The sequence below is a fragment of the Blastococcus sp. SYSU DS0753 genome, from assembly GCF_054051175.1.
Window position 1 is genome coordinate 73,904 of sequence record NZ_JBJHAT010000009.1, and the last position, 22,811, is coordinate 96,714.

Here is a 22,811-nt window from a genome sequence, read left to right on the forward strand (position 1 = left end):
CCGGCTCTCTTCCCCGCCGGTGGGGTGGCGGGCGTGCGCGCGGGGTGAGGCGTGGGGAGGCTGTCATGAGCCGGGTGCTCGGTGAGGTCGTCGGTCGGGCCGGCGAAGAGGTGCAGGTCGAGCGCGGCCCGCTGGGGCCGGTGCAGTTCTGGCGCGGGCAGTCCCGGTACGTCGTGGGCGAGCTGCTCGACTCCTGGCTGGAGACCGCGCCGTGGTGGCTGCGGGACGCGGAGGCGGGCGGTGCGTCCGACGACCTGGTGGCGCCCCGTGAGGTCTGGCGGGTGGAGGCGGTGCGGGCCGGGCGGTCCCGGATGAGCTTCGCCGGCGTCTACGATCTCACGTGGGACGCCGCCGGCAACCGCTGGTGGCTCGTCCGGGTGCACGACTGATGGGCGCCGTACGAGCCGTGCCGGCCGGCCAGCTGCCGCTGCCGCCCGCGTTGCCCGCCGCGGCCGCCGGGCTGCTCCGCCAGGCGCACCGCGGCCTGGCCGAGGCGGCCGCGGCCACCGATCCGCGGGAGCGGTACGCCACCGCGCACCTGGCGGCGCTCCGGGCCGCCGCCGCGGTGCTGGCCGCCCGCACCCGTCCCGAGGGCGGCCGCCGGCGGCCGCGCAGCGCCTGGGTCCTGCTGGGGCAGGTCGCCCCCGAACTGGGGGAGTGGGCCACCTTCTTCGCCGCCGGTGCGGCCAAACGCGCCGCGGCGGAGGCGGGGTTGTCCCGGGCGGTCACCGAGCGGGAGGCCGACGACCTGGTCCGTGACGTGCGGGGCTTCCTCGCCGTGGTCGAGGCCGGGCTCGGGGTCGACGCACCGCCCGAGCCGCCCCGCTACCCGAGGCCGCACGTGGTCGGCGGGGCGCCGTCCCGGTCGGGGTCCCGGTCCACCGGGTCCCGGACGTGAGTGACCCCTTCGTCCACCTGCACGTCGCCTCCGGCTACTCCATGCGGTACGGGGCCAACCACCCCGCCGATCTGGTGGCCCGGGCCGCCGAGCACGGCATGCCGGCGCTGGCCCTGACCGACCGGGACGGGCTCTACGGCGCGGTGAAGTTCGCGCTGGCCTGCCGGTCGGCCGGGGTGCGGCCGATCTTCGGGGTCGACCTGGCGGTGGCGCCGGCGCTGGGTACCAGCGTGCCGCCGGCGCTCGCGCACGTGCTGGGGGAGGAGCCCTCCGCAGCCCGGTCCCCGCGGTCGCGGGCCGCGGCGCCCCCGCGCCGGACCCCGGCCCGGGGCGGGGTGAACGTCGACCCGCGGCTGCCCCGGGTCACCTTCCTCGCGCGGAACGGGGCCGGCTGGCGGTCGCTGTGCCGGCTGACCAGCGCCACCCACCTGCGCGGCACCCGCGGCGAGCCGGTGAGCTCGCTGGCGATCGCCGCCGAGCACGCCTCCGGGCTGGTCCCCCTGCTCGGTCCCGACTCCCCGGTGGGCCGGGCGCTGCTGGCGGGTCGGGCCGACCTGGCCGGCCAGCAGCTGGACGCCTGGCGGGCGGTCTTCGGGCCGGGGCTGGCGCTGGAGGTGGTGCACCACCGGGGCCGGGGTGACCGGCAGCGCGCCCAGGCGCTGCTCCGGTTCGCCGCCGAGCAGCAGGCGCCGGTGGTCCTGAGCAACGCGGTCCGGTACGTCGACGCCCTCGACGCCCCGACCGCCGACGTGCTGGACGCCGCCCGGCGGCTGGTCCCGCTCAGCGCCCGGCACGTCGACCGCACCACGGCCGAGGGCTACCTGAAGTCGGGCAAGGAGATGGCCGAGGTCGCCGAGGACCTGACCGGCCCCGACCGGGACGCCGCCCTGCGGCTGCTCGAGCGCACCGCCCGGCTGGCCGAGCAGTGCGCCGTGGACCCCGCGGGCGACCTGGGCATCGGCAGCGTGCGGTACCCCGAGCTGGACGTCGTCACCACGCCGGCGGAGCGGGGGATGGGCCCGGCGCAGGTGCTGCGCGCCCGGTGCGAGGCGGGGCTCGGGCGGCGGGGCGTGGTGCCCACGACCCGGGTGCGGCAGCGGCTGGAGGAGGAGCTCGGGGTCATCGACTCCCTCGGCTACCCGTCCTACTTCCTCACCGTCGCGGACGTGGTCGACCTCATCAAGAGCTTGAGGGTTCGCGCGGCGGCTCGCGGCTCGGGCGCCGGCAGCCTGGTCACCTACCTGCTGGGCATCTCCGACGTCGACCCGCTGCGCTACGGGCTGCTGATGGAGCGGTTCCTCTCGCCGCTGCGCCACCAGTTGCCCGACATCGACATCGACGTGGAGTCCGCGCGCCGGATGGAGGTCTACGACGCGGTGATCGACCGCTTCGGCGCCGACCGGGTCAGCTGCATCTCGATGATGGACACCTACCGGGTGCGCCACGCGATCCGCGACGTCGGGGCCGCGCTGGGCCTGCCGCAGGCGGAGGTCGACGCCGTCGCCAAGGCGTTCCCGCACATCCGGGCCAATCAGGTGCACGCCGCGCTGCGCGACCTCCCCGAGCTGCGGGCCAGCCGGTACGGCTCGCGCCGCGCCGGCGGCACCGGCGACCTCGACCTGCTGTTCGACCTCGTGTCCCGGCTCGACGGGCTGCCCCGGCACATCGCCCTGCACCCGTGCGGGGTGCTGCTCTCCGACGCCACGCTGCTGGACCGCACCCCGGTGGAGAGCAGCTACCTCGGCTACCCGATGAGCCAGTTCGACAAGGACGACGTCGAGGAGCTGGGGCTGCTCAAGCTGGACCTGCTCGGCATCCGGATGCAGTCGGCGATCGCGCACGCCCTCGACGAGATCGAGCGGGTCGACGAGGAGGCGGTCGACATCGACGCCGTCCCGCGGGACGACCCGACGACCTTCGAGCTGATCCGCAGCACCCGCACGCTCGGCATGTTCCAGATCGAGTCGCCGGGGCAGCGCGAGCTGGTCGGCAAGTTCGGGCCGCGGACGTTCGAGGACATCATCATCGACATCTCGCTGTTCCGGCCCGGACCGGTGAAGAGCGACATGGTCACCCCCTTCCTCATGGCCCGGAACGGCTGGCGCGAGGTGGAGTACCCCCATCCGGACCTGGAGTTCGCGCTCGCCGAGACCGCCGGGGTGGTCGTCTTCCACGAGCAGGTGCTGCAGGTGGTGGCCCGGATGGCCGGCTGCACGCTGGCCGAGGCCGACGAGGTGCGCCGCGCCCTGGGGGAGAAGGACGCCCACCCGGAGGTGCGGGCGTGGTTCGTGCCGCGGGCGCTGGCTGCCGGCTACCCGGTGGAGGTGGCCGAGCGGGTGTGGGAGGTGCTGGCGTCCTTCGGGTCGTTCGGTTTCTGCAAGGCCCACGCCGCGGCGTTCGCGCTCCCCACCTACCAGTCGGCCTGGCTGAAGACCCACCACCCGGCGGCCTTCCTGGCCGGGGTCCTCACACACGACCCCGGCATGTACCCGAAGCGGCTGATCCTCGACGACGCCCGCAACTTCGGCATCCGGGTGCTCGACCTGGATGTCAACGCTTCGACCGGCAGCTACCGCGTCGAACGGCTGGTCGCGGACGACGACGTGGACGACGACGCGACGAGCCCTGACCGTGAGGTGGAGGCTGAGAGTTCGGGCTGGCGGCGTCCGGAGTGGATGCCCGCGGCGATGCCCGACCCGACGCGGTACGGCATCCGGCTGTCGCTGGCCGACGTGAAGGGCATATCCGACGACGAGGTGGCGCGGGTCGTCGCCGGCCAGCCCTATCGGTCACTGACGGATTTCTGGGCGCGGGCGTCGGTGTCCCGCCCGGTGGTCGAGCGGCTGGTGCTGGCCGGTGGTTTCGACTCGCTCTACGGCTTCGGCATGCGGGACCGGGAGGCCGGCCGGCCGACCCGCCGGCGCCGGCAGGTGACCCGGCGCGACCTGCTGCTGCAGATCAGCGAGCTCGACCGGTGGAGCCGCAGCGGCGCGCGGGCGACGTCCGACGGGCAGCTGAGCCTGGACCTCATGGGGCTGGAGCTGTCCGAAGAGTCCGCCGGGGAGCCGGCCGGCCCGGAGTGGGCAGAGAGCAGCGGATTGCCCGAGTTCACCGACGCCGAGCTGGTGCGGGCAGAGCTGGAGGTGCTCGGGCTGGACGCCAGCCGGCACGTGATCGACTTCTACCGGCCGTTCCTGTCGGCGCTCGGCGCGGTGCCGGCCGGTGAGCTCCTCGGCTGCCGCAGCGGCGCGGAGGTGCTGGTGGCCGGCGTCAAGGTGGCCACCCAGACCCCGCCGATCCGGTCCGGGCGCCGGGTGGTGTTCGTGACCCTCGACGACGGCACCGGCTGCACCGACTCGACCTTCTTCGAGGACGCGCAGGGCCCCTACGCCGCGACGGTCTTCCACTCGTGGCTGCTGGTCATCCGCGGGGTGCTGCGCCGGACGGGGCCGCGCGGGGTGTCGCTGCGGGCCACCGGGGCGTGGGAGCTCCCGGCGCTGCACGAGGCCTGGGAGGCCGGCGGGCTCGAGTCGGTCGCCGAGCTGATGGCGGCTCCGGGGGAGTACACCGAGCAGGCGATCGCGGGGGCCGCGGCCTCGCACGGCTCCCGGCCGGTGGTCGTGCGGCCGGTCCTGGTCCACCCGACCGGGTTCCGGATGTCGCCCTACGCCGACATCAAGCCCGCCGGCGACGAGACCAAGGGCGCCGCCCGGCGGGCCGCGGCCGCGCCACCCCGCAAGCTCTGGCACTCCAGCCCGGGCAGCTCCGGTCACTGAGGAACCAGTGCGCTCAGCCCTCGCCGTCGGTGGCGTCCTCGACCTCCTGCTCGACGTCGTCGACGCCCTGCTCGATGTTCTGCTCCACGTCGTCGTCGACCACGTCGTCCCCGCAGGCGACCGTCGTGAGGGACGCGGCGGTGATGGCGAACGCGGCCGCGGTCCGGCGGACCAGGCGGGGGCGGGGGGCCCTGACCATGGGAACTCCTCGCGAGGGTTCGACGGTGCTGACGACGGGTCCGTGCCCCCGGGGGCCGGCCCGGTAAACGACGGGCGATCCGGTCGGCGGGTGCCCCGCCGCCGGCCGGGAGGTGGATCGGCACGATGGGCCCGGTGAGCCGTGATCTGCGCGTCTGCTTCATCGGTGACTCCTTCGTCGCCGGGGTCGGCGATCCCGAGCACCGGGGCTGGGTCGGCCGGCTGTGCGCCCGCAGCCACGGCGCCGGCCTGCCGCTGGCCGCGTACAACCTCGGCGTCCGCCGCGAGACGAGCGCCGACGTCCTCGCCCGGTGGTCCGCGGAGTGCCGGCCGCGGCTGTCGGCCGGGGACGACCGCCGGGTCGTCGTGGCCTTCGGCGTGAACGACACCACCGTCGAGGCCGGGGGCCCGCGCGTGCCCGAGGACGCGTCCGTCGCCGTGCTCGCGGAGCTGCTGGCCGCGGCCGCGGACGCCGGGTGGCCGGTGCTGGTCGTGGGGCCGCCCCCGGTCGCCGACGCCGGCCAGAACCACCGCATCGCCGCGCTCGACGTCCGCTTCGGCGAACTCTGCGCCGCCCGCGGAGTGCCCTACGCCGGCGTGCTGGCATCCCTGACCGGCAGCGCCACCTGGCGCCGGGAGGTCGCCGAGGGCGACGGCGCGCATCCCGGCGCCGCCGGCTACCAGCGCTACGCCGACCTCCTCTGGCCCGCATGGGCGGCCTGGACCGGCCTGCGCGACGACCGATGAGTCAGGGCGCCGGCGGCAGTCCCACCACCGACGTCGGCATCCGGCCGGCGCGAAGGAGGACCGGCCATGCCCAAACAGATCCCGTGCCTGTGGTTCGACGGCACCGCCGAGGAGGCCGCGGCGCTCTACACCTCGGTCTTCCCGAACTCCGGCATCGGGAAGGTCACCCGCTATGGGCCCGGCCTGCCCCCACCGATGAAGGAGGGCGACGTCGTGACCGTGGACTTCACCCTCGACGGCCAGGAGTACACCGCGCTCAACGGGGGCCCGGAGTTCTCGTTCACCGAGGCGGTCTCCTTCCAGATCATGTGCGCCGACCAGCAGGAGGCCGACCACTACTGGCACCGGCTCACCGAGGGCGGCGAGGAGAGCATGTGCGGGTGGCTCAAGGACCGCTTCGGTGTCTCCTGGCAGGTGATCCCGGCGGAGCTCATGACGCTGCTCGGTGACCCCGACCCCGGCCGCGCCCAGCGTGCCACCCAGGCGATGCTGCAGATGCGCCGCATCGACCTGGCCGAGATCCGGCGGGCCGCCGACGGCGCGGACGCGTAGCCCGGGCCCGCGGCGCCCACCGGCGGGGAAGCGGTGGGCGCCGCGCTCCGCCACTAGGCTCCGGTGGGTGCCGACCGTTCCCGCTCCGCCGACCGCGGAGCAGCTGCCCGCCCGCACCGCCGCCGTGTGGGCCGCGCTCGACCCGCTGGTCGACGCCGGTGACGCGCTGCGCGTGCTCGACGTCGGCGGGGGGAGCGGGATGTTCGCCGTCCCGCTGGCCCGCCTGGGGCACACCGTCACCGTCGTCGATCCCAGCGCCGACGCCCTGGCCACCCTGCGCCGGCGTGCCGAGACGGCGGGTGTCGGCGGGCGGGTGCGCGGTGTCCAGGGGGACGGCGACCTGCTGCACGAGGTCCTCGCCGACGACGAGGGCGGGTACGACCTCGCGCTGTGCCACTCGGTGCTCGAGGTGGTCGACGACCCCGGGGTCACGCTGGCCGAGATCGCCGGCGCGCTGCGGCCCGGCGGCCGGGTGAGCCTCGCCGTCGCCAACCGGGCCGGCGCGGTCCTCGCCCGAGCCGTCGGCGGCCACCCCGCGGAGGCGCTGGCCCAGCTCCGGGACCAGGACGCCCACCCCGGCCGGCCGCTCCGCCGCCGGTTCAGCCCCGACGAGCTCCTGGCGCTCGTCGGCGGTGCCGGTCTGACCCCCGGCGCCTGGCGCGGGGTCTCCGTCGTCGCCGACCTGCTCGACTCCGCCTCCGGGGCCGATCCGGCCGCCGTCCGGGACCTCGAGCTCGCGCTCGCCGAGACCTCGCCCTACCGCGAGGTCGCCGCAGGCCTCCACCTGCTGGCGACCCGCGCGTGACCGGGGAGGGCGACGGCGTGCTGCCGCCCGACCTGCACCGGCCGGCCTACGGCGTCGCCACCCTCGCCGACGTGCTGCCCGGCGTCGCGGCGGCGCTGGGGACGCCGGTGCCCCGGGGGGACCTGCCCGCCGACCCGCTGGGCCTGGCCGACGCGCTGCACGGGGCCCGCCGCGTGGCGGTCCTGCTCGTGGACGGCCTGGGCGCCGACCTCGTCCGGGCGCACGCCGACCTGGCGCCCACGCTGGCCGGCATGAGCAGCCCGGCCGGAACCCTGCAGGCGCCCTGTCCCAGCACCACCCCGGTCAGCCTCACCACCATCGGCACCGGACTGCCCCCGGGCAGCCACGGGATCCTGGGCTTCGTCACCGAGGTGCCGGGGGAGGGACGCACCCTCAACCACACCCAGTGGACCGACGACCCCGACCCCGCCGACTGGCAGGCGCAGCCCACCGTCTTCGAGCGCGCCGCCGCCGACGGGGTGGCGGTCACCGCCGTCGGGCCGTGGGCCTATGCGGGATCGGGCCTCACCGTGGCCGCCTACCGCGGGGCCGAGTACACCGGGGCGGTGGGGCCCGGGGACCTCACCGCGCTCATGCGCTCGGGCCTGGAGGCGGGCCGACGGTCCCTGGTCTACGGCTACATGGCCGAGCTCGACCTCACCGGCCACGTCCGCGGGGTCGACTCGCCCAGCTGGCGCGCGCAGCTCGCCCTGGTCGACCGCGTCGTCGCGCAGCTGGTCGACGGCCTGCCCGACGACGCCGCGCTGCTGGTCACCGCCGACCACGGGATGCTCGACGTCCCCGCCGCGACGCGGCTGGACCTCGACGACGAGCCCGACCTCGCCGACGGGGTGCGGGTGCTCGCCGGTGAACCCCGCGCCCGGTACGTGCACACCGAGCCCGGGGCGGAGGCCGACGTGCTGGCCCGCTGGCGCGGGGTCCTCGGCGACCGGGCGTGGGTGGTGGGGCGCGACGAGGCCGTCGCCAGCGGAATCTTCGGGCCGGTGGACGACGCGCTGGCGGCCCGCATCGGGGACGTCGTGGCGCTGGCCCGCGGTAGCTGGGCGCTGGTCAGCCCCCGGCTGGAGCCGGGGCCGAGCCGGCTGGCCGCCTACCACGGGTCGTTGACCGCGACGGAGCTGGCGATCCCGCTGCTCGCCGCCCGGGGACGCGCGCTCCGCTGAGCCGGGCGGGTCAGCCCGGCGGTGCCGACAGCGACAGGTGGTGCCAGGTGCGCACCCGGCCGGCCGTGGTGGCGGAGCAGGTGAGGTGCACCGTCTCCGGTGACGGCCGGCTCTCCACGGTGACGGTGACCGGCCCCGCCGGGCCGGTCAGGATGACCTCCCACCGCTCCGCGCCCGGGTCCGCCGCTTCCCGCCGGGTCGAGCGGACCGGCGGCAGCTCGTCGACGCCGAGGACGCCGAGCTCCTCGCGCGCGTAGTGCTGGGCGGCCTGCACCGGTGCGGGCAGCCCTGCCCGTCCGCGCAACCACGGCAGAGCCACCTGCCCCCGGTCGTGCGCGGCGACGACCAGCCCGCCGTCCCCGGGGACCTGCCCGTAGTAGAAGCCGTGCGGCAGCACCAGCACGTTCGCCGCGAACCGGTCGCCCCCGAGGTGGCTGCACTCCCACACGTCGGTCGGGCCGGGCGCGGGCAGGGCACGGGCCAGCGGACGGCCGCGCAGCGCGCAGCAGGCGTCGTGGCCGCCGTGCGTGCACACCAGGTAGGCCGGCCCGGACGCCGGCTCGCCGACCGACCCGTCCCACGGCGCGCTGAGCAGGTCGGCGTCGGTCGAGCGCACCGACCACCACAGCCCCTCCCGGCCCAGCCGGCTGTCGGCGTAGGCCCAGCGCCGGCCGGAGTCGGCCAGCCGGTCGCCGGGCCGGCGGACCAGCAGGACCCGGACCCCCTCCCGCTCGGCCCGCTCGGCGAGCAACCGGGCCACGCGTGCGTCGAACCTCGACTGGAGCAGCGCCTGCCGTCCCCACGGCCCCGGCTGCTCGACCAGCAGCCAGCGGGACACCGGTGAGGCCGTCCCCACCCCCGAGTCGCCGCGCTCGAGCGCCTGCACCGAGCAGCGGCCGGCGTCGAGCCGGCCCGGCGGGCGGGCGGGGACCTCCGTGCGGCAGAAGTCGTCCTTCCCCGCCGGGTCCGGTGCGGTCACGCCCTCCACCGGGTCACCGGGGTTCCCCGGACGCCGCCCCCCGCCCGCCGTGCCCGGTGGCGGGCAGGGTCGCGTCGGGCACGGTGGCGATCGACTCGGTCACCAGCCGGCGGGCCAGCGTCAGGCGGTCCGCCGGGTCGAGGCCGGGCAGGTCGCCCACCTTCAGCTCGCCGGCGGCCAGCAGCTCGGTCAGCGCGGCCCGGGCGTCCTCCGGGAAGGAGTGGGTGCGCCGGCCCGCCACGAGGGTCACCCGGCCGTCGTCGGCGTCGCGCAGGGTGCACCGCAGGTGGCGGCGCAGTCGCAGCACCGTCCCCGGGTCCAGCGCGGCCGCGGCGACGGACTGCGCCAGGGGTGCGACCGGTTCCGGCCGCACCTGCGCCCAGGTCCGGGCCCGCAGGCGGTCGGCGACGTCGGCCGGGTCCACCCGGCCCAGCCACTCCCGCAGTCCCTCGACGACGGCGGCGACGTCGTCGGCCAGGGCGTCGGGATCGGACAGGTCGACGCCGAGGGGCAACGAGCTCCGCAGCGCGCGGTCCTCGGCCGCCAGCGTGCGCACCAGGTCCAGCACCGACTCGGCCGCCGCCCAGCGGGTCACCGAGTGGATGCCGACGGTCAGGTGCGCGCTGATCTCGCCGAGGGCCTTCGCCGAGTGCAGGAACCCACGCGGCAGGTAGAGGGCGTCGCCGGGCCGCAGCACCGCGTCGATCACCGGTGCCCGCTCGGCGGCCGCGGCCACCTCGGCAGCGCGGTCGTTCCACGGCTGGGTGCGCAGCGGATCGGGCAGCACCGGCTCGTGGATGGTCCAGTGCTTCTCACCGGCCACCTGGAGCACGAAGACGTCGTGCACGTCGTAGTGCGGGCTGAAGCCCTGCGACGACGGCGGGGTGACGTAGGCGTTGACCTGCGTCGGGTGGCCGAGGTCGGCGGCCAGCTGGTCGGCGAACTCGATCAGCGGCGGCCAGAGCCGGTGCAGCCCCTGGAGGACGACGGTGCTCCCGTCGGCGAACAGCCGCAGCACCGCGTCCGAGGAGACCTGGTCGGCGATCTCCGCGCCGGCCCCGCCCGACGTGGTGAACCGCTTCGCGTCGACGACCGCGCCGTCCTTGGCGATCCGCAGGAACGGTGTGCGCAGGCCGCGTCGGGAGAGCAGCTCGTCGACCGCCGGCAGGTCGAGCAGGTCGGTGAAGGAGTTGCCGGTGTCCTCGGCGCGGGTCAGGAGCGGGCGCCGCGCCCAGTGCTCCCGGGCGAACTGCTCGGGGGCCATGTTCGTGCACCGCCGCAGGGCCGGGCGGAGCTGTGGCTCCGTCCGGCCCCGCGGGGTCGGGTACTCGTTCAGGCCGAACCGTCCGCGCCACCGTCGGCGCCACCGTCCGCGCCACCGTCGGCGCCACCGTCCGCGCCGCTGTCGGCGCCGCCGTCCGCGCCGCCGTCCGCACCGCCGTCCGCACCGCCGTCCGCGCCGCCGTCGGCACCGCTGTCGGCACCGCCGTCGGCGCCACCGTCCGCGCCGCTGTCGGCACCGCCGTCCGCGCCACCGTCATGGGCGCCCGGGGTGCCCGAGGCGCCGCCGTCGGCCGGGCCCTCCGTGCTGGTCATGTCGTCGTCGTCGAGCGCCATGGCATCTCCGTCCAGGTCGATCAGGGGCGGCCGGCCGGCCGCCCCTGCGTCGCTGCTTACCTCCCTCACCCGGGTCTGACACCTGCCGTCCGGCCAGCGGTTTCCGCTGTGCGGGGAGGGTCACGATCGCGTGACGGCTCGGCGTCCGGTGCAGTCGTCTCCTTCCTGGCGGGCATCTCGTGTGGGTCCACCCCTGAGGGGCACCTCTGAGGGGTCAGAGGCACGAGACGACGCACGAGGAGGAGATGTCATGACAGAGGGTCGTACGCAGACAGGCGCGAGCGCCGACGTGACCCGGGAGACGTCGGGTGGCCGGCTGGACCCGGCCAGGGACGAAGGGGCGAGCCGCGTAGGCCTCCAGGACACGCACCACCAGACGCCGCCCACGCGCCGTGACCGCGTCCGCTGGGGCCCGGTCTGGGCCGGCCTGATCGTCGCGGTGCCCACCTTCCTGCTGCTGCAGCTGGCCACGCTGGCCCTGGGCTGGTGGGACATGGGAGGTGGTGACGGGAACAACGCCGACCTGATCAGCGGCATCAACGGGCTGCTCGCACTCTTCCTGGGTGGTCTCACCGCCGGGGCGACCGCGCTGTGGCGCGGGGTCAGCGAGGGGCTGCTCCACGGCATCCTGGTGTGGGCGCTGACCGTGGTCACCATCGTGCTGCTGACGCTGTTCGGTGGCGGTGCCCTGTTGGGTTCCCTGGCCGGCGTGGTCACCGACGTCGCCGGCATCCAGCAGGCCAACCTGCCCGACATCCAGGCCGGCCAGGCCGCCGAGACGGCGCGCTCGGCCGCCAGCTGGGCGGTCCTCGGGCTGGGTCTGTCGATCATCGCCTCCGCGCTCGGCGGGGTGATCGGCGCCAAGATGTGGCCGGGCAAGCAGGACACCGAGGTCGTCGCCCGCTGACCTCGGCGGGCCGGGGCGCGCCGGTCGGCCGCCCCGGCGCCGGACCGTTATCGTTCCCGTGGGTCGAACGCATGTTCGATCCACGGGAACGTGCGGGAGGTGGCGGTGGCGGGCGGCGTCGGACGGGCGGACGGGTGCACCGTCCTGCACATCGACATGGACGCCTTCTTCGCCAGCGTCGAGGTGCGCCGGCGCCCGGAGCTGGCCGGCACGCCGGTGATCGTCGGCGGGGCCGGGAACCGCGGCGTGGTCACCTCGGCCACCTACGAGGCCCGCAGGTACGGGGTCCACGCGGCCATGCCCACCGCCCGCGCGCTGCGGCTGTGCCCGACGGCGACGGTGCTGCCGGGGGACATGGCGCTCTACGCCGAGGTGTCCCGGGCGGTCATGGCGCTGTTCCGGTCGATCACCCCGCTGGTCGAGCCGCTGAGCCTGGACGAGGCGTTCCTGGACGTCTCGGGCGCCGGCCGGCGGCTGGGTGACCCCGTGGCCATCGGCGAGTACCTCCGCGCCCGGGTGTTCGACGAGCAGGGCATCACCTGCTCGGTCGGGGTCGCCGGCACCAAGTTCGTGGCGAAGCTCGCCTCCACCCGGGCCAAGCCCGACGGGCTGCTCGTCGTCCGCCCCCCGGAGGTCATGGGTTTCCTGCACCCGCTGCCGGTGGGTGCGCTCTGGGGAGTGGGTCCGAAGACGGAGGAGACGCTCCTGCGGCTCGGGCTGCGGACCGTGGGCGACCTGGCCCACGTGCCGGCGAAGACCCTCCAGCGGGCGCTGGGTGCCGCCGCGGGCGCCCACCTGCACGAACTCGCGTGGGGGCGCGACCCCCGGCGGGTCGTCCCCGACGAGCCCGAGCGCTCCACCGGCGCGGAGGAGACCTTCGCCGCCGACGTCGACGACCCCAGGGTGGTCCACCGCGAGCTGCTGCGGCTGGCGGAGCGGACGGCCGGGCGGCTGCGCTCGACCGGCTGCCTGGCCCGCACGGTCAGCATCAAGGTCCGCTTCGCCGACTTCACCACGATCACCCGCAGTCGCACGCTGGCCGCGCCCACCGACGTGGGGCAGGAGCTCTACGACACGGCCCGCGCCCTCTACGACGCCCTGGGCCTGGACCGGACCCGCATCCGGCTGGTCGGCGTCCGGGCCGAACGGCTCGTCGAGGCGGGTTCCGCCCCCCGGCAGCTGGAGCTCGGCGCGCGCGAGCACGGCCGCCGGGAGGCGGAACTGGCCGCCGATCGCGCCGCCCGGCGCTTCGGAGCGGGAGCGGTCCGGCCGGCGACGCTGCTGGGCTCCTCGGGGCCGGTCGGGCGGGCGGCTCGCTGACCAGGCACGACGCGCCGCGGGCTGCACCCGGAGGAGTGATCGGCCGGCGCGTCGGGCCGGTCACCGTGGCGTCGCCTTTCGCCGCGTCCAATCGGCTCGTATCCTCGGAGATACCGTCGGCGGGAGCCTCCGACGGAACTGGCTCCGCCCATTTGGAGGTCGACGTGCCGCTCTCCGAGCACGAGCAGCGTCTGCTGGAGCAGATCGAGCGCGCCCTCGTCGATGACGACCCGAAGTTCGCATCCTCGGTCCGCACCGGCGATCGCCGTCAGAAGGCTCGCCGCAAACTGCAACTCGGTGCCCTGCTGGTGCTGGTCGGCCTCGCCGTCCTGGTCGCCGGCGCGGTCGCCGAGTCCGTCCCGCTCGGCGTCCTGGGATTCCTGGTCGCCTTCGGCGGTGCCGCCCTCGGGGTGCTGCACTACCGGGGGGCCACCGGTGCGGTCGAGGCCGCCGGGCCCGCCGGGCCGCGCGGCTCCTCGGCCGCCGGCCGCGGTGGCAAGCGCGGGCGGCAGCCGATGAAGAACCGGCTCGAGGAGCGCTTCCGCCGCCGCTACGACCAGTAGCCCTCGCGCACCGACCTCCCGGCCGCCGTCCGCCCCGGACGGCGGCCGGAGCCGTACCGGGCCCACCGGGCGCCCCGTTCCCGGATCTCGGCCACCAGTGACGCCGGCCACAGCAGCGCCCGCACCCGCACCGCCCGCGGGCGCGCCCCGAGCAGCCCCCGGCGGGCCGTCCGCAGCGCCGCCTGCAGCTCGGCGTCCGGTCGCGCGCTGCCCGGCCGCCCGTAGCTGGCTGCCTCCTCGGCGCGGGCCAGCCGGCGCACGGCCGCCACCGACGACTCCACCGACGGTCCGCCGGGCCCCCGGGTCAGGGTGAGAGCCAGCGCGTCGGCCACCCGGCGCGGGGTCCACGAGGGATGCAGGTGCACGCCCAGGTCCGTGGCGGTGGCGCGCAGCTCCGCCCACGTCCCGCCCCCGGCCAGCCGGCGGCGGCGCTGCAGGGCACGCGCGGAGCCCGGGGCGGCCAGGACGACGGCGCCGAGCGCCAGCAGTCCCGCGCCGATCAGCAGCGGACCCCGGTCGGCCCCGGTCTGCGTCGGGGCGGCGACCTGGGGCGCCGCCTGCGGGAGGCGGTCCGTCCGGGGGGCCGCCGGCGGAGGCGCCACCGACGGCGCGGGGACGGCCGGTGCGGCGTCCAGCCGCTCCTGCGCCGTGGTCCGCGGCGACCAGGGGAGCTCCACCTGCCGGTCGGCGGCCAGCGGCGTGGGGTCGAAGGGCACCCACCCGATCCCCTGGAACCAGACCTCCACCCAGGCGTGGGCGTCGTCGCTGGTGACCAGCCGGGTTCCGTCGGGCGAGACGTCGCCGGGCGTGTACCCCAGCGCCACGCGGGCGGGCAGCCCCATCTGGCGGACCAGCACCGCCATGGCGCCGGCGTACTGCTCGCAGTAGCCGCGCTTGAGCCGCAGGAAGTCCACCAGGTCGTCGCCGCTGGTGCCGGGGGCGGTGGAGAGGCTGTAGACGAACCCGTTGGACCGGTCGGTCAGGTACGCCTGGATGCGCAGCACGCGCTCGTACGGGGTGCCTGCGCCCTCGGTCAGCCCGGCGACCAGGTCGGTGATCGCCGGGTCCAGCTCGGGCAGCGCGCCGAAGCGCTGCTGCAGGGGGTCGTCCGCGGGGAGCGGGGCCGCGCGCGCGAGCAGCTCGTCGGACGGGCGCGGCTCGATCGCGGTCACCCGGTACGTCAGCCCAGCGGTGGTGATCCCGCGGCCGAACACGGTCCCGGTCGCGTCGTCGAAGCGCCACGCGCCGTCCTCGCCGTCGGTGCGGACCGAGAGGGGGGAGGTCGGCACGGGGAGGAACCGGTCGTCGTGGTCCAGCACCTGCACCTCGGCGACCACCTGGCGGGCCGGCTGGCGGGCCGGCGGCGGAGCGAGGAGGTCGTCCTCGGCGACCGAGACCTCGCCGTCGAGGTTGCTCAGCGACCAGCCCTCCACCGGGTCGTACTCGTCGAGCGCCACCGCGCGCAGGTAGCCGGGGTCCTCCACCGAGGTGTCCACGCGCAGCAGCTCGATCGGCTCGGGCAGGGTCAGCTGCCCCCGCAGCTCCGCCGCCGGGTCCAGGGAGGTCCCCGTGGCCGACCCCGCCCCGCCGCCGAGCCCGGTGGCGAACGAGCCCTCCGGGAGGGTGGGCACCGCGGTGCCCAGGACGGCGCCCGCCGCCACCGCGACCACGCCGATGCGCACGGCGGTGCCACCGCCGGTGGGTCCCTCCAGGGAGCGGCGCTGGTCGGCCCACAGGAGCACGGCGAAGCCGGCGGCCGGCCCGACCAGCGCCACCAGCCCGATGCCGCCGGTCACCGTCGCCACGGGCACGCACACCAGGGGGAGCAGCGCGGCCCCGGCCACCGCCGCCTGCCGCACGGTGACCGCCAGCAGGTCCACCGCGACGGCCACCAGCCCGACGAACAAGGTGGTGAGGGCGAGCAGGCCGGTCAGCGGGAGCGCGGGCGTGGCCTGCTCCTGGATCTCGGCCGCCCCCGCCCCGAAGACCTCGGCGAGCCGGGCCAGCGCGGCCGGCGTGGGCAGCACCCCGGCCGGCGCGGCATCCGGCACGAACACGGCCGTGAGCACGCAGACGACGAGGACGAGCTGACCGACCGGCACCACCACGGGGCCCAGCGCCTCGACCGGCCACGAGCGTGTGCGGTCGCCGGCGAGCCGGGCGACCGCCGCGCGCAGCGCCAGGCCGCCGGCCAGCACGGCGACGACGACCGTCACCACCGGTGGCACCCACGCCCGGCTGGTGAAGACGGGGGAGAGCGCCAGCGCGCCGAGCAGGGTCGCTGCCGCGGCGGCGACCGGGGTGCGGACGTCCGTCGCGGTCATGCCGGCGCCCCGACGGGAGTCCCGGTCAGCGCGGCCCACGCCTCGCCGACGTCCTGCCCGGCCGACGCGGTGGTCACCCGCCAGCCGGCCGCGGAGAGGGCGGCGACGGCCTGGTCGCGCTGGGTCGAGAGCGCGTCCAGCGCGGCACCGGTCGCGCTGCGCCGGCCGCGGCCCGGCTCGCCCCAGGTCGCCACGTCCAGCAGCACGGCGAGGCCGGGCACCGGTCCCTGGCGCAGCCGCACGAGGTCGGCCACGTCGTCGGGTCCGACCGCGCCCAGCAGGCAGATCAGCGGCCCGTCGCCGGCGGCGCGGCACGCGGCCGACGCGGCGTCGGACAGGTCGCCGACCCGGGAGGCCCCGACGACGGCCAGCCGGTCCAGGAGCTCCTCGGCGCCGAGCGCGGCGGCGCCGGGATCGGGCGTCAGCTCCCCGGTGCTGGTCACGACCCGCAGCCGGGCGCCGCGCCGGGCCAGCGCGACCCCGATGCTGGCCGCCGCCTCGACCAGCCACTCCAGGCTGTCGGCGGGTGGCTGGTCGTCGCCCGGCGGCCCCGGAGCGCGCCGGGAGGCGTCCCACGCCGGAGCCAGCAGGTGCGCGCGCGCCCGCGTGTCCAGCAGCAGGGTGCCCTGGGCGCGCCACGGTTGTTCCTCGAGCCGCACCATGAGCTCGCCGGTGCGCGCGCTCGCCCGCCAGTGCACCCTGCGCAGGTCGTCACCGCGCCGGTACTCGCGGACGCTGACGTCGTCGTCGCCGTGGACGGCGAACGCGCGGTGCGTGCCGTCGTCGCCACCCCGGCCGCCACCCGGGCCACCGCGCCCCAGCGGTCGGACGCGGGGCACCACGACCAGGGGAGCGGTGTCGGAGCCGACGGCGGTGCGCTCGACCAGGCCGAACGGGTCGACGACCCGCAGCCGCAGCGGCCCCAGCTGGTAGCGGCCGCGGTGTCGACCGACCAGCCGGTACCTGACGGTGGTGCCGGCGCCCGGGGCCAGGCCGGCCACCGTGAACCGGTGCGAGCGGCCCAGCGCCGCCGGCAGCTGCTCGGTCAGCAGCCAGAGCCCGCCGCGCCGCGCGTCGGCGTTCTGCAGCTGCAGCTCGACCTCGGCCGGCGTGCCGCGCGGCACCCGTTGCGGGGTGACGGTGCGCCGGGTGGTGACCCGGAACCGCCCCCGCGCCACGCTGACGGCGGCGAGCAGCGGCAGGACCAGGACGAAGGCGGCCAGCTGCACCAGCGATCGTTCGCCGAGCACCGCCCCCACCAGCCCGAGCGTCAGGCCCCCGGCGAGGAGGCAGCGGCCGCGGGTCGTGAGGGCCCCGACGGACCGGCCGGGAACGCCGCGCACGCTCAGCGCCCGCGGAAGACCGGCACGGAGGCCACCAGCGAGGCCACCACCTGCTCGGCGCTGCGCCGGCCGACCACGGCCTCCCCGCTGAGCAGGAGGCGGTGGGCCAGCACCGGCACGGCGAGGGCCTGGACGTCGTCGGGCAGCACGTGGTCACGCCCGTCGAGGGCGGCGGAGGCGCGGGCGGCCCGCAGGAGCTGCAGGCCGGCGCGCGGGGAGGCGCCCAGGCGCAGGTCGGGTGACCGGCGGGTGGCCTCGACCAGGGCGACGACGTACCGGCGGACGGCCTCGGCGACGTGCACCCGGCCCACGGCGGCGACCAGGGACCGGACGAGGGTGGCGTCGGCCACCGGGCGCAGGGCGGTCAGCGGGTCGGCGGTGGAGCGGTCGTCGAGCATGGCCAGCTCCGCGGCCGGATCGGGATACCCCATGGACACGCGGGCGGTGAACCGGTCGCGCTGGGCCTCGGGGAGGGGGTAGGTGCCCTCCATCTCCAGCGGGTTCTGCGTGGCCATGACCAGGAACGGGCGGGCCAGCTGGTAGCTCACGCCGTCGACGGTGACCTGCCGCTCCTCCATGCACTCCAGCAGCGCCGACTGGGTCTTGGGGGAGGCGCGGTTGATCTCGTCGGCCACGACCAGGTTGGCGAAGATCGCCCCCGGCTTGAACTCGAACGCCCGGGTCTCCTGGTCGTAGACAGCCACCCCCGTCACGTCGCTCGGCAGCAGGTCGGGCGTGAACTGGATGCGCCGGACGCTGGCGTCGACGGCGCCGGCCAGCGCCTTGGCCAGCGTGGTCTTGCCGACCCCGGGCACGTCCTCGATCAGCAGGTGGCCCTCGGCCAGCAGCACGACCAGTGCCAGCCGGACGACGTCCTCCTTGCCCTGGACGACGCGGCTGACCGCGGCCGCGATGCGTGCGCCCTCCGCGGCGACGTCGACCGACGCGTCGGCCGTCCCGTCGGCGGACCGTGTCGCCTCCGTCACCGCTCCACCGTACGTGCGCAGTCGACCCCCCGTCCCGGGCGCGGATCACGGTGCTCCGCGACCCCGGTCGCGAGGGCGTTCCGCGAGGTGGGGGCGGTGGGTCACGACACGGCCTCAGGTGGTGTCCAGTGGGGGCCAGTGGGTTACTGTGTCGCCTGGTGGGGAGGCAGGGTCCCGTCCGGGGGAGCTGCAGAGCCATGGGAGGACCGATGCAGGGGGTGATCCGGTGTTCGTCGGCAGCTACCAGTTGCGCCTCGACGAAAAGGGCCGGCTCGCCCTCCCCGTCCGCTTCCGCGACCAGGTGGCCGACGGCATGGTGATCAAGAAGGGCCAGGAGCGCTGCATCTACGGGCTGACGATGGCCCGGGTCGCCGAGCAGAGCGCCGCGATGGCCGCCATGGCACCCTCCGACACCGCCGCGGCGCGCATGCGCGCCCGCATGAGCTTCGGCTCGATGGTGGAGCTGGAGCCGGACAAGACGGGCCGCATCACCATCCCCGCGAGCCTGCGCGAGTACGCCCACCTGGACCGCGACGTCGTCGTCGTCGGCGTGGACACCCGCTTCGAGATCTGGGACTCCGCGACCTGGGACGCCTACGTGGCCGAGCAGGAGGCCGCCTTCGCCGACATGGAGAGCGAGGGGATGCCGACGCTGTCGTGATCCCGGGATCGCCCCACCCGCTCCCACCGGCCTCCGCGACGCACCCGTTCGAGCCGCCTTCCCCGCGGCTCGACCGGACCGGGCCCCAGCCGCCTTCCCCGCGGCTCGGTCCCACGAGGAGGACCGCACGGATCAGCGGGCCGGCCCCTCGCCGGCAGGGGGTGACCCACCGGCCCCGCGGAACCCCACCTGACGCTCTTCCCCGACGCCAGGCGGAGCCGCGGGGCCGGACACCCCCCCGGATCCGGCCTCCCGCCGCCCCACTGCGCTCCACCGGCCCCACTGCGCCCCACCCACCCCACCGCGCCCCACCCACCTCCTGCCCCCCACCCGCCCGATCCCGCACGCCCCCGCTTCCGCGTCCCCCAGCGGCCGCCCGCGGCGCGGCACCATCGCGGGACCCGTCAGGACCACTCGAGAGGCAGCAGACGATGAGCAGCACCGGACCTGCCGCGGCCCCCGGGCCCGGGCAGCCCCCGGTGCACGTGCCGGTGCTGCTGGACCGGGTCCTCGAGCTCCTCGGCCCGGCGTGCGCCGCCGACGGTGCCGTGATGGTCGACGCGACGCTGGGGCTGGCCGGCCACACCCTCGCGATGCTCGAGGCGCACCCGGGGTTGCGGGTCGTCGGGCTGGACCGCGACCCGGACGCCCGCGCCGAGGCCACCCGACGGATCGAGGCCGCCGGGCACGCCGGGCGCGTGACGGTCGTGCCCGCCGTCTTCGACGAGCTCCCCGAGGTGCTCGACCGGCTCGGCATCGACGAGGTCCAGGGCGTCCTGTTCGACCTCGGGGTCTCCTCGCTCCAGCTGGACCGGCCCGACCGGGGGTTCAGCTACTCCACCGACGCCCCGCTCGACATGCGCATGGACCCGGGCGCCCCCCGGACGGCAGCCGACGTCGTGAACACCTACCCGCCGAAGGACCTCGCGCGCGTGCTGCGGGTCTACGGCGAGGAGCGGTTCGCCTCGCGGATCGCCGCCGCCATCGACCGCGAGCGGGCCCGCGAGCCGTTCACGGGCACCGCCCGGCTGGCCGAGCTCGTCCGCGAGTCCATCCCCGCGGCCACCCGGCGGACCGGTGGCCACCCCGCGAAGCGGACGTTCCAGGCCCTGCGCATCGAGGTCAACGACGAGCTCGGCGCGCTGGAGCGTGCCCTCCCTGCCGCGATCGACGCCCTCGCCGTGGGCGGTCGCGTCGCCGTCATCACCTTCCACTCCTTGGAGGACCGGATCGTGAAGCAGACCCTGGCCGCGGGAGCCGCGGACCGCACCCCGCCGGAGCTACCGGTGCCGCTCCCGGAGCACGGGCCGGTGCTGCGCCTGCTCACCCGCGGTGGCGAGGCCCCCGGGCCGGAGGAGACGGCCGGCAACTCCCGGGCGGCGTCGGCCCGGGTGCGGGCGGCCGAGCGCATCCGGCGGGCGGCATGACCCGGGCCGCCGCCGTGCGCACGCCCCTGCCGCGCGCCACGGCTCCCCGCACCCCCCACGCCCGCACCGCTCCCTCCCGGGCCACCGGTCCGGCTCCGCGCACCTCGCCGTCGGGTGCGCGCGGCACCGGCCGCGCCACGCCCCGCCCGGAGCTGCGGCTGGTACCGACCGGTGCCGCCGCCCGGCCGCGCCGGAGGGTGCGGAGCGCCGCGCGTTCCCGCAAGGCGCCGTTCGTCCTCCTGGTCGTCGCGCTCCTCGCGCTCACCACCCTCGGGCTGCTGGTGCTCAACACCGCCATCGCGGTGGACAGCCTGAAGGCGACCCAGATGCGCGGCGAGAACGCCGCGCGTGCCCAGGAGGTGCAGCGGCTGGAGCAGCTCGTGGTGGCCGGCAACACCCCTGCGGACGTCGCGCGGGCGGCGGTGGAGGCCGGGCTGGTCCCGGCCGGGGTCGCCGGCTACCTGGTGCTCGGCCCCGACGGCACCACGACGCTGCGCGGTGCACCCGAGCCCGCTCCCGCTCCCGAGCCCGCGCCCGAGCCTGAGCCCGAGCCCGCGCCGCCGGGCGGGAACTGACCCGTGCCGAGCAGCGTCCGCGGACCCGGCGCCCGCGCCCCCCGCCCGTCCCCGGCCGGCCGGGGGGAGACCGGGCCGTTCGTCCCCCGTCGCATCCCCGGTACCCGGCGCAGCGGTGCCGGGCTGTCGGTCGAGCAGCGCGGCCGCCGCAACCGGTGGGGGCTGGCCGTCCTGATCACCCTCCTCGTCGTCGTCGTCGGACGGCTGGTGGTGCTCCAGGGCATCGACGGCGGCTCCTACGCCAGCGCGGCGGAGCAGGACCGGCTGCGCACCATCCCGCTGGCGGCGATCCGCGGCCAGATCCTCGACCGGGACGGCGACCCGCTCGCCTACACCGTCGACGCCTCGAAGGTCGTGGCGGACCCGACCGTGGTCCGGGACCCGGCGCGCACCGCGCTCGCCCTCACCACGCTGCTCGACGTCCCGGTGCCCGAGCTCACCGAGAAGCTCTCCGCCGACAGCCGGTACGTGGTCCTGGCCACCCAGATCGCCCCGGAGACGGCCGACGCGGTCGCGGAGCTGGAGCTCGCCGGCGTCTACCTCCGGGACGACCCGGTGCGGCTCTACCCGTCCGGGGCGGTGGGCGGCCAGGTCGTCGGCTTCGTCGGACGCGAGGGCAACGGGCTGGCCGGCATCGAGCAGGTCTTCGAGGACCAGCTCTCCGGTTCGCCGGGGGAGCGGACCGTGGAGGTCGGCAGCGGCGGTCACCCGATCCCCTCGGGCATCGACGAGGTCACCGAGGCCGTCGACGGCCGGGACGTCACCCTCACCCTCGACCAGGACCTGCAGTTCGTCACCGAGGAGCGGCTGGGGCAGGCCTGTGCCGACGGCGCGACCACCCGGGCCTCGGCGGTGGTCCTGGAGGTGGCGACCGGACGCGTCGCGGCCATGGGCTCCTGCCCCGGGTACGACCCGGGCAGCTACGCCACGACCGACCCCGCCCTGCTGGGCAACCCCGTGGTCTCCGACGTGTTCGAGCCCGGCTCGGTCATGAAGGCGGTGACGCTCGCGGCCGCCGTCGAGGAGGGCGTCGCGACGCCCGACCGGGTGCTGACCGTCGACGGCCAGATCGAGGCCGGCGACCGCGTCGTCAAGGACGCGCACAACCACGACCCCGTCGACTGGACCGTCACCGGCATCCTGGCCAAGTCCAGCAACGTCGGCACGATCATGCTGGCCCGCGAGGTCGGTGACGAGAAGCTCGAGGAGTACCTGCGGGCGTTCGGCGTCGGTGAGAAGACCGGCATCGAGCTGCCCGGCGAGAGCCGCGGCATCCTCCAGGAATCGGGCGAGTGGAGCGAGGTGCGGGCCGCCAACGTGGCCATCGGCCAGGGCGTCTCGGTGACCACGCTGCAGATGGCCTCGGTCTACCAGGCGATCGCCAACGGCGGGGTGCGGGTGGAGCCCCGGATCGTGTCGTCGGTGACCGGCGCCGACGGCCGCCCCACGTCGCCCGGGGAGCCGGCCCGGACGCGCGTCGTGAGCGAGTCCACCGCCGAGCAGATGGCCTACATGCTCGAGGCCGTCGTCGGCACGGGCGGCACCGCGCCGCTGGCCCAGGTCGAGGGCTTCCGGGTGGCCGGCAAGACCGGCACCGCGCAGCGCGCCAACCCCGAGTGCAACTGCTACGCCGGCGGCGGCTACGTGACCACGTTCGTCGGGTTCGCCCCGGCGGACGACCCGCAGTACGTCGTCGCGGTGGACCTGGAGCGACCCACCAGCTCGGCCGAGGGCGGCCAGGTGGCCGCGCCCGTGTTCGCCGACATCATGCGGGCCGCGCTCATGGCCGACGGTGTCGTGCCGTCGGGCACCGCGCGCCCCGAGTTCACCCTGACCGGCGCGCCCTGAGGAAGGACCCCGCTGCCCCCCACCGCTCGCGAGCTCGTGGCGGGGCCCTGCAGCGGCGCCCGGGCGCGGTGACGCCGTGCGGACATCCGCCGCCGGTAGAT

Annotated in this window: 21 protein-coding genes; 14 read left to right on the plus strand and 7 right to left on the minus strand. The window is 76.5% G+C overall.

Features of this window, described 5'->3' with window-relative positions; all coding sequences use genetic code 11:
• Positions 1-65: 65 nt before the first annotated feature.
• Genes ACI799_RS09765 through ACI799_RS09775 form a run of 3 tightly spaced genes read left to right on the plus strand, consistent with a single transcriptional unit; the run spans position 66 to position 4,674 of the window.
• The gene (locus ACI799_RS09765) at positions 66-389 is read left to right on the plus strand and encodes a DUF6504 family protein (protein WP_456589489.1); all 324 of its coding nucleotides are present in this window, start codon (positions 66-68) and stop codon (positions 387-389) included.
• Positions 389-898, plus strand: a complete 510-nt coding sequence (locus ACI799_RS09770; RefSeq protein ID WP_456612972.1) for an SAV_6107 family HEPN domain-containing protein — start codon at positions 389-391, stop codon at positions 896-898. Before ACI799_RS09765 ends, ACI799_RS09770 begins: the two co-directional genes overlap by 1 nt.
• Positions 895-4,674, plus strand: coding sequence for a DNA polymerase III subunit alpha (locus tag ACI799_RS09775; RefSeq protein ID WP_456612973.1), 3,780 nt, complete (start codon positions 895-897; stop codon positions 4,672-4,674). The genes ACI799_RS09770 and ACI799_RS09775 overlap by 4 nt, the downstream gene beginning before the upstream one ends.
• Positions 4,675-4,687: 13 nt before the next feature.
• Here ACI799_RS09775 and ACI799_RS09780 read toward each other — a convergent pair whose 3' ends face one another.
• Positions 4,688-4,873: a hypothetical protein gene (locus ACI799_RS09780; protein ID WP_456597237.1), complete on the minus strand. Its 186-nt coding sequence runs from the start codon at positions 4,871-4,873 to the stop codon at positions 4,688-4,690.
• Between the two features lie 134 nt (positions 4,874-5,007).
• Between ACI799_RS09780 and ACI799_RS09785 the strand changes: the two genes are divergently transcribed.
• The 4 genes from ACI799_RS09785 to ACI799_RS09800 all read left to right on the plus strand — a co-directional run bounded on the left by ACI799_RS09785 (position 5,008) and on the right by ACI799_RS09800 (position 8,160).
• Positions 5,008-5,619: a GDSL-type esterase/lipase family protein gene (locus ACI799_RS09785; protein ID WP_456612974.1), complete on the plus strand. Its 612-nt coding sequence runs from the start codon at positions 5,008-5,010 to the stop codon at positions 5,617-5,619.
• A gap of 66 nt (positions 5,620-5,685) precedes the next feature.
• The gene (locus tag ACI799_RS09790; RefSeq protein WP_456589484.1) at positions 5,686-6,171 is read left to right on the plus strand and encodes a VOC family protein; all 486 of its coding nucleotides are present in this window, start codon (positions 5,686-5,688) and stop codon (positions 6,169-6,171) included.
• 67 nt (positions 6,172-6,238) lie between these two features.
• Positions 6,239-6,976 (plus strand): class I SAM-dependent methyltransferase, encoded by a 738-nt coding sequence (locus ACI799_RS09795; RefSeq protein WP_456599773.1) that lies wholly within the window; start codon positions 6,239-6,241, stop codon positions 6,974-6,976.
• A complete protein-coding gene (locus tag ACI799_RS09800; RefSeq protein WP_456589482.1) occupies positions 6,973-8,160 on the plus strand; it encodes an alkaline phosphatase family protein in 1,188 nt (395 codons plus the stop codon). Before ACI799_RS09795 ends, ACI799_RS09800 begins: the two co-directional genes overlap by 4 nt.
• Positions 8,161-8,170: 10 nt before the next feature.
• On the opposite strand, the gene ACI799_RS09805 is transcribed toward ACI799_RS09800, so the two are convergent.
• From ACI799_RS09805 to ACI799_RS09815, 3 genes are all read right to left on the minus strand, one after another.
• A complete protein-coding gene (locus tag ACI799_RS09805; RefSeq protein ID WP_456589481.1) occupies positions 8,171-9,139 on the minus strand; it encodes a sucrase ferredoxin in 969 nt (322 codons plus the stop codon).
• Between the two features lie 13 nt (positions 9,140-9,152).
• Positions 9,153-10,403: a cupin domain-containing protein gene (locus ACI799_RS09810; RefSeq protein ID WP_456589480.1), complete on the minus strand. Its 1,251-nt coding sequence runs from the start codon at positions 10,401-10,403 to the stop codon at positions 9,153-9,155.
• Positions 10,404-10,471: 68 nt separating this feature from the next.
• A complete protein-coding gene (locus ACI799_RS09815) occupies positions 10,472-10,756 on the minus strand; it encodes a BatC protein (RefSeq protein ID WP_456612975.1) in 285 nt (94 codons plus the stop codon).
• A 250-nt stretch (positions 10,757-11,006) separates the two neighbouring features.
• Between ACI799_RS09815 and ACI799_RS09820 the strand changes: the two genes are divergently transcribed.
• From ACI799_RS09820 to ACI799_RS09830, 3 genes are all read left to right on the plus strand, one after another.
• Positions 11,007-11,663: a permease gene (locus ACI799_RS09820; protein WP_456612976.1), complete on the plus strand. Its 657-nt coding sequence runs from the start codon at positions 11,007-11,009 to the stop codon at positions 11,661-11,663.
• 99 nt (positions 11,664-11,762) lie between these two features.
• Positions 11,763-12,983: a DNA polymerase IV gene (gene dinB / locus ACI799_RS09825; RefSeq protein WP_456612977.1), complete on the plus strand. Its 1,221-nt coding sequence runs from the start codon at positions 11,763-11,765 to the stop codon at positions 12,981-12,983.
• A gap of 164 nt (positions 12,984-13,147) precedes the next feature.
• Entirely contained in the window at positions 13,148-13,546 is a 399-nt protein-coding gene (locus ACI799_RS09830) for a DUF3040 domain-containing protein (protein ID WP_456589476.1), read from the plus strand.
• Here the strand turns inward: ACI799_RS09830 and ACI799_RS09835 are convergent.
• The 3 genes from ACI799_RS09835 to ACI799_RS09845 all read right to left on the minus strand — a co-directional run bounded on the left by ACI799_RS09835 (position 13,534) and on the right by ACI799_RS09845 (position 18,199).
• Complete coding sequence (locus tag ACI799_RS09835; RefSeq protein WP_456612978.1) at positions 13,534-15,870, minus strand: transglutaminase family protein; 2,337 nt, start codon at positions 15,868-15,870, stop codon at positions 13,534-13,536. The genes ACI799_RS09830 and ACI799_RS09835 overlap by 13 nt on opposite strands.
• Positions 15,867-17,120 (minus strand): DUF58 domain-containing protein, encoded by a 1,254-nt coding sequence (locus ACI799_RS09840; protein WP_456612979.1) that lies wholly within the window; start codon positions 17,118-17,120, stop codon positions 15,867-15,869. Before ACI799_RS09840 ends, ACI799_RS09835 begins: the two co-directional genes overlap by 4 nt.
• Positions 17,121-17,215: 95 nt before the next feature.
• Positions 17,216-18,199, minus strand: a complete 984-nt coding sequence (locus ACI799_RS09845; RefSeq protein ID WP_456589473.1) for an AAA family ATPase — start codon at positions 18,197-18,199, stop codon at positions 17,216-17,218.
• A gap of 226 nt (positions 18,200-18,425) precedes the next feature.
• On the opposite strand from ACI799_RS09845, the gene mraZ reads away from it, so the two are divergent.
• The 4 genes from mraZ to ACI799_RS09865 all read left to right on the plus strand — a co-directional run bounded on the left by mraZ (position 18,426) and on the right by ACI799_RS09865 (position 22,710).
• Positions 18,426-18,860, plus strand: coding sequence for a division/cell wall cluster transcriptional repressor MraZ (mraZ, locus tag ACI799_RS09850; protein ID WP_456589472.1), 435 nt, complete (start codon positions 18,426-18,428; stop codon positions 18,858-18,860).
• 431 nt (positions 18,861-19,291) lie between these two features.
• Positions 19,292-20,287, plus strand: coding sequence for a 16S rRNA (cytosine(1402)-N(4))-methyltransferase RsmH (gene rsmH / locus ACI799_RS09855; RefSeq protein ID WP_456597249.1), 996 nt, complete (start codon positions 19,292-19,294; stop codon positions 20,285-20,287).
• The gene (locus ACI799_RS09860) at positions 20,284-20,862 is read left to right on the plus strand and encodes a hypothetical protein (protein ID WP_456589470.1); all 579 of its coding nucleotides are present in this window, start codon (positions 20,284-20,286) and stop codon (positions 20,860-20,862) included. The genes rsmH and ACI799_RS09860 overlap by 4 nt, the downstream gene beginning before the upstream one ends.
• Positions 20,863-20,865: 3 nt before the next feature.
• Positions 20,866-22,710, plus strand: a complete 1,845-nt coding sequence (locus ACI799_RS09865; RefSeq protein ID WP_456589469.1) for a peptidoglycan D,D-transpeptidase FtsI family protein — start codon at positions 20,866-20,868, stop codon at positions 22,708-22,710.
• The last annotated feature ends 101 nt before the right edge of the window (positions 22,711-22,811 follow it).